3 protein-coding genes are annotated in these 5,950 nt (G+C 39.6%); 2 read left to right on the forward strand and 1 reads right to left on the reverse strand.

The annotated features are described in order from the left end of the window. The first annotated feature begins 197 nt into the window (after positions 1-197). Complete coding sequence (locus PX636_RS01490; protein ID WP_288116003.1) at positions 198-3,317, forward strand: TIGR03032 family protein; 3,120 nt, start codon at positions 198-200, stop codon at positions 3,315-3,317. A 108-nt stretch (positions 3,318-3,425) separates the two neighbouring features. Here PX636_RS01490 and PX636_RS01495 read toward each other — a convergent pair whose 3' ends face one another. Beyond that, a complete protein-coding gene (locus tag PX636_RS01495; protein WP_288116004.1) occupies positions 3,426-4,319 on the reverse strand; it encodes a glutaminase in 894 nt (297 codons plus the stop codon). 11 nt (positions 4,320-4,330) lie between these two features. On the opposite strand from PX636_RS01495, the gene PX636_RS01500 reads away from it, so the two are divergent. After that, complete coding sequence (locus PX636_RS01500; protein ID WP_002796638.1) at positions 4,331-5,557, forward strand: molybdopterin molybdotransferase MoeA; 1,227 nt, start codon at positions 4,331-4,333, stop codon at positions 5,555-5,557. Positions 5,558-5,950: the final 393 nt, after the last annotated feature.

Genomic DNA, 5,950 nt, shown 5'->3' on the forward strand with positions numbered 1-5,950 from the left:
CGATCGCGCTCAAACAAAAACATAAATCGTAGTGGACTGACACACCTAATTTAGGTGTAGGGTGCGTTAGGCGGCTAACAATTCGGTCAAAAAACCAAAATTAACAATCCGCCGTAACGCACCACCTCTATCATTAAATTGGTGCGTTATGCTATCGCTAACACACCCTACTGGCTGATCTTTGTGTCTTTGTGGTTATGATGAATCAATCAACTCCCAATACTAATCAATCTATTCCCGTAGAGATAATTGCTTCCCGTAATTTCATTGATTGGTTAGAGTCTCAGCAGATTAGTCTGGCTTTTACTACCTATCAAAGTTCTCGACTGATGTTTTTAGGAGTTAACCCCCACAGGGGGATGTCGGGATTTGAGCGGATATTTGACCGCGCCATGGGTTTATATGCTACCCCAGAAAGGATTTATCTTAGTTCCCGCTATCAAATCTGGCAACTAGATAATGTGCTATCATCCGAACAGCTTTATAATGGTTACGATAAACTTTATATCCCCCGCATTAGTTATACTACTGGGGATTTAGATATTCACGATTTGGCAATAGAAAATCTCTCTGAAAGAATTATATTTATCAGTACGATGTTAAATTGTCTGGCGACAGTCAGCGATCGCCATAGTTGTATTCCCCTATGGAAACCATCGTTTATTTCCGCTTTAGTCAATGAAGATCGTTGTCATCTCAATGGTTTAGCTTTGGTAGATGGGAAGGCACGTTATGTTACCGCTTGTAGTCAATCAGATGTGGTGGATGGGTGGAGAGACAGAAGACAAACTGGCGGTTGTGTCATTGATATTCAGTCTAATGAAGTAATTGCTACTGGTTTATCTATGCCTCATTCTCCCCGATTTTATCAGGGTAAGTTATGGTTATTAAATGCGGGTACGGGTTACTTTGGTTATATTGATCAAAATAAGGGCATTTTTGAGCCTGTTACTTTTTGTCCTGGTTTTCTGCGCGGTTTAGCATTTGTCGGAAATTATGCCATTGTTGGATTATCTAAAAGTCGTGGGGGAGATAAGACTTTTTCGGGGTTAATCTTAGATGATAATTTAATGGCTAAAGAAGCAGAGCCTCGCTGTGGTCTGCTAATTATTGACTTGAAAACAGGTGAAGTTGTTCACTGGATACGCTTAGAAGGTGAAGTGACTGAACTTTATGATATACAAATCTTAGAAGGAGTTAAACGTCCCCAAGCTTTAGGATTCCAAAATGATGACATCAGTAAAATTATTACTCTCGATCCTATTTCTCCTTTAGTTGGAGGAAATATAGCAAATAATCAGCCTGATACTTCCCCAGCAGATACCCTTTATCGGCAAGCATACACCTTGCAAAAACAGCTTAAGCTTGAAGAAGCGATCGCTCTCTATCAACAATTAATTAATCAATCTCCCCAATATGCAGCTGCTTGGCATCAGTTGGGGGTGATCATGGATAGTTTAGGACAAATTGATCAAGCTATTTTGGCTTACAAGCAAGCTTTAGTGATTAATCCTAATTATGCAGAAAGCCACAATAATTTAGGAATAATAGCAGTTAGCAAGGGAGATTTAGACGAGGCGATTATTTGCTTTAACCAAGCTATTCGTAGCAATCAAAACTATGCTTTTGCTGAGAATAATTTAGGTTTAGTCTTACAAATGCAGGATAAGTTAGGGGATGCTGTGGTCAATTTTCAAGAAGCAATCAGGAAAAACCCTAATTATCCAGAAGCACACTTTAATTTAGGAAATGTGTTACAACTACAGGGAAAAATTGAAGAAGCGATCGCTTATTTCCAAACAGCAATTAAGCTTAACCCTAAATACATTAAAGCTTACAATAGTTTAGCTTTAGCTTTAGGAAGACAGGACAAAGTAGAAGCAGCTATGAGCGTATTTAAGCAAGCTTTAGCCATTCAACCTAATTCCCCAGAGGCTTTTGCTTGCTTATTTTCTATGAAGGAAATGACTTGTAATTGGGAGACAAGAGAAGCTGATTTAATCCAACTTTGGCAATTAACAGAAAAACAGTTACAAGAGAGAAAAACTACCGCAGTAACTCCCTTTGATAGCTTATATAAACCTTGGTCTGCTACTCAACAGTTAAAAGTAGCTTCTAACTATGCTCAAGAAATTAAAAGACAATTAGCATTGATTACTAAACCCCTCAACTTTAACCATTCCCGCACCCGATCTGGACGATTAAAAATAGGTTATTTATGCCATGATTTTCGTAATCATCCCACCAGTCATTTGATGCAAAGTGTCTTTGGTTTACATGATCGCGCTAACTTTGAAATAATTGCCTATTCCTATGGTCCTGATGATGGTAGTGAATATCGTCGTCGCATTGCTAATGATTGCGATCGCTTTTATGATATTGCTACTTTATCAATTACGGAATCTGCACAACGGATTTTTGATGATGGGGTACATATTTTAGTTGATTTGATGGGATATATTGATAAAGCGCGGACACAAATATTGGCTTTAAAACCTGCACCGATTCAAGTTAATTATTTGGTTTATCCGGGGACAATGGGAGCAGATTTTATCGACTATATTATTGGTGATGCCATAGTTACTCCACCGGAATCTGCTGATAATTTTACTGAAAAATTGGTAATTTTACCGGATAGTTATCAGGCTAATGATTATCAACAAATTATATCATCTAAACCTGTTACTCGTTCCCATTATGGTCTTCCTGAATCGGGTTTTGTCTTTTGTTGTTTCAACCATACCTATAAAATTGAGCCGCAAATATTCACTGTATGGATGCAAATTTTGGCTAATGTTCCAGGTAGTGTGTTATGGTTATTTTCGAGAGTAGCTGAAGCGGAAGCAAATCTACGTCGGGAAGCACAAGCGCGAAGAATTGACGGCGATCGCTTAATTTTTGCCCATCTCCAACCTAAGTCGGAACATTTGGCGCGGCATCAACTAGCTGATTTATTTCTTGATACTTTATACTATAATGCTCATACGACTGGGAGTGATGCTTTATGGGCAGGTTTACCGATTATAACTTGTCCTGGTGCAACTTTTCCTTCCCGTGTTGGTGCTAGTTTACTGACAGCTATGGGCCTACCTGAATTAATTACTAAGAATTTAGAGGAGTATAAAAATTTAGCGATTAATTTAGCAAAATCTCCTGATAAATTGCAGGAAATTAAACAGAAATTAGCACAAAATCGTCTGACTTATCCGTTATTTGATACCCTTCGTTTTACCCGCAATTTAGAAAAAGCTTATCGGACAATGTGGGATATTTATGCTGCGGGAAAATCACCAGAGATGATCAGGATAGCCAATTGATCACTGGAATTATCAGGGTAAGCGCATCTTAACAATCCTTGACAAAATGAACTTTATGTGAGTTGCTTACCCAGGGGGTTGGGTTTCATGCTTCAACCCAACCTACGTTCATCTTATATTTAATTCCATCCACCTACTTATATATGTTAGTAAATTAAGTCCTAAAATTGAATTACCTTGCTCATTTAACAGAGGACTATAACAAGCGATCGCTCCCTGTTTCGGTACAATTGATAATAGGGCCCCACTAACTCCCGATTTAGTGGGAAAACCCACCTCAATAGCAAATTTTTCGGAAGCTTCATAGAGTCCAGAATTAGTCATAATTTCTAGAATAATTTCGGCAAAAGAAGAAGCTAAAATCAACTTACCTAAATTAGCAAGATCGGCAATTTTTCCAGATAAACAACAGATTTGATTGTAGGTTTCTAGGGCTAAATAACGATGACTAATATAACCATTTTTTTCTAATTCTAAGCTTAAAGCTTGATTGTGTGCATTAGGATAGGAGTGAACAGAATCAAGCACAGAGTGATCGAGAAATAATTGACAATTACCCATTTCATTTAACCATAAAAGCAAATTTTCACAGCGAGATTCTGGCGTTTCTCCTGCTAATAAGTCTGTCAAGGCGATCGCACCACTATTAATCATAGGATTACGGGGAAAACCGCGATCCTCTTGCAGTTGAGTTAAGGAATTAAAAGGATAACTAGAAGCTTGTTTTCCCACGCGACGAAAAACAGCATCTTCCCCTAAATGGGTTAAAAGATATAATAACAAAAAAGGTTTAATCACACTCATCAAAGGAAAAGTTACAGTTTCATCTCCCCAAGACAAAATCTCCCCCTCAAGACAGTGAATCTGGAGAGCGAAAACCTCGGGATTAACTTGGTTCAAAACCGGTATATAATAGGCAGTCTGACCCTTCCTATCCGATAAATGCACTTCCCCGAGCCAAGCTTGTATATCTTCCACCCTTAATCTAGCTAATCGGTTCATTTGTTTAATCCATGTACTCAGTCAAAGAAGCAGAATCTATAATTCTAACTCAAATTCAACCCCGACAAGAAACAGAAAAAGTTTCTCTAGAGGCAGCTTTTGGGCGCATTTTAGCCGAAGATATCAGCAGTGATTTAGACTTTCCCTATTGGGATAATTCTGCTATGGATGGCTATGCTGTCCGCTACGAAGATGTCAAAGACACTAATCCAGAAAATCCCGTTACTTTAAAGATTATCGCCGAAATTCCCGCCGGCAAAGTCCCCGAAAAAATTATTCAACCAGGAGAAACAGCCCGGATTTTTACCGGAGCGATGTTACCCGCCGGCAGTGATACGATTATTATGCAGGAAAATACTCAAAAACAAGGGGAGCGAGTGGCGATTCTTATCCCTCCCGAAAAAATAGGTCTTTTCGTGCGTCAACGTGGCACATTCTATCAAGCAGGAAATACCCTATTAAAAGCCGGTATTGCCATTAATTCCCCAGAAATAGCGGTTTTAGCCACGGCACAAGCTACCGAATTAACAGTGTTTTCCCGTCCCCAAGTGGCAATTTTCTCCACGGGAGATGAATTAATTAATCCCGATGAAACCCTCCAAAAAGGTCAAATTATTGACTCGAATCGCTACGCTTTAACCGCATTTGTCGCCAGTTTAGGGGCAATTCCCAGACCTTTAGGTATAATCAAAGATAATCCCGATCTTCTCAGAGAAACTATCAGAAAAGCCATTAATTCTAGTGCCATCGTCCTTTCCACCGGCGGTGTTTCCGTAGGAGATTACGATTATATCGAGGGAATTTTAGGGGAATTAGGGGGAAAAATTCTGATTCGCAGCGTTGCTATTCAACCGGGTAAACCCCTAACCTTTGCTACTTTTCCTAACGGTTGTATTTACTTTGGTATCCCCGGTAATCCCGTCTCTGCTTTAGTTTCCTGTTGGCGCTTCGTGCAAATGGCCATTAAAAAATTATCGGGATTGACAGAATATCAGAACAAATTTCTGCGAGTTGTCACCCGCGATACTCTCCAATCTAATGGACAAAGAGAAGTTTATCTCTGGGGAAAAATAGAAATTATCGAGGGAGTTTATCAATTTCAACTTGCTTCTGGACAACACAATTCGGCTAATTTAATTAATTTAGCGGGTACTAATGCTTTAGCCATAATTCCCCAGGGTAAAACTACTATACAAGCGGGAGAAACAGTAGAAGTTATGACTGGACTTCCCCTTTGAGAGCCAGTTTCAGATTTTGGCAAGGGTTCTTTTTTTGACTTGATCTCCTTCTCGGTAAGAATCAGGTCGAAGGACAGCAGCAGGGGAATTACGGTTAAGAACTTTTTGCCGCAGACCCTAATTAGGGTTTGCGGCAAAAAGCTTTTCCTGGGGACAGGGTGTGGGGTGTGGGGTGTGGGGTGTGGGGTTTTATCGATTTTCAGGTGGTCAACTACCTAATTTTCTGGGAAAAAGTCCAGGAATTTTCCCCCCGATCCCCGCAATGGCTGGCACTTTTTGAGGGGAAAAAAGTCCAAAAGTCTTATCCAACAAGGTTTTTAGATTTATGCAGCAGACCCTAATTATATATTGGCCTCAAAAACGGGACAATAGCCTTCGGGAACCACTTTAAAA

The sequence above is a fragment of the Microcystis sp. M53598_WE2 genome, assembly GCF_030067735.1.
Taxonomy (GTDB): Bacteria; Cyanobacteriota; Cyanobacteriia; order Cyanobacteriales; family Microcystaceae; genus Microcystis; species Microcystis aeruginosa.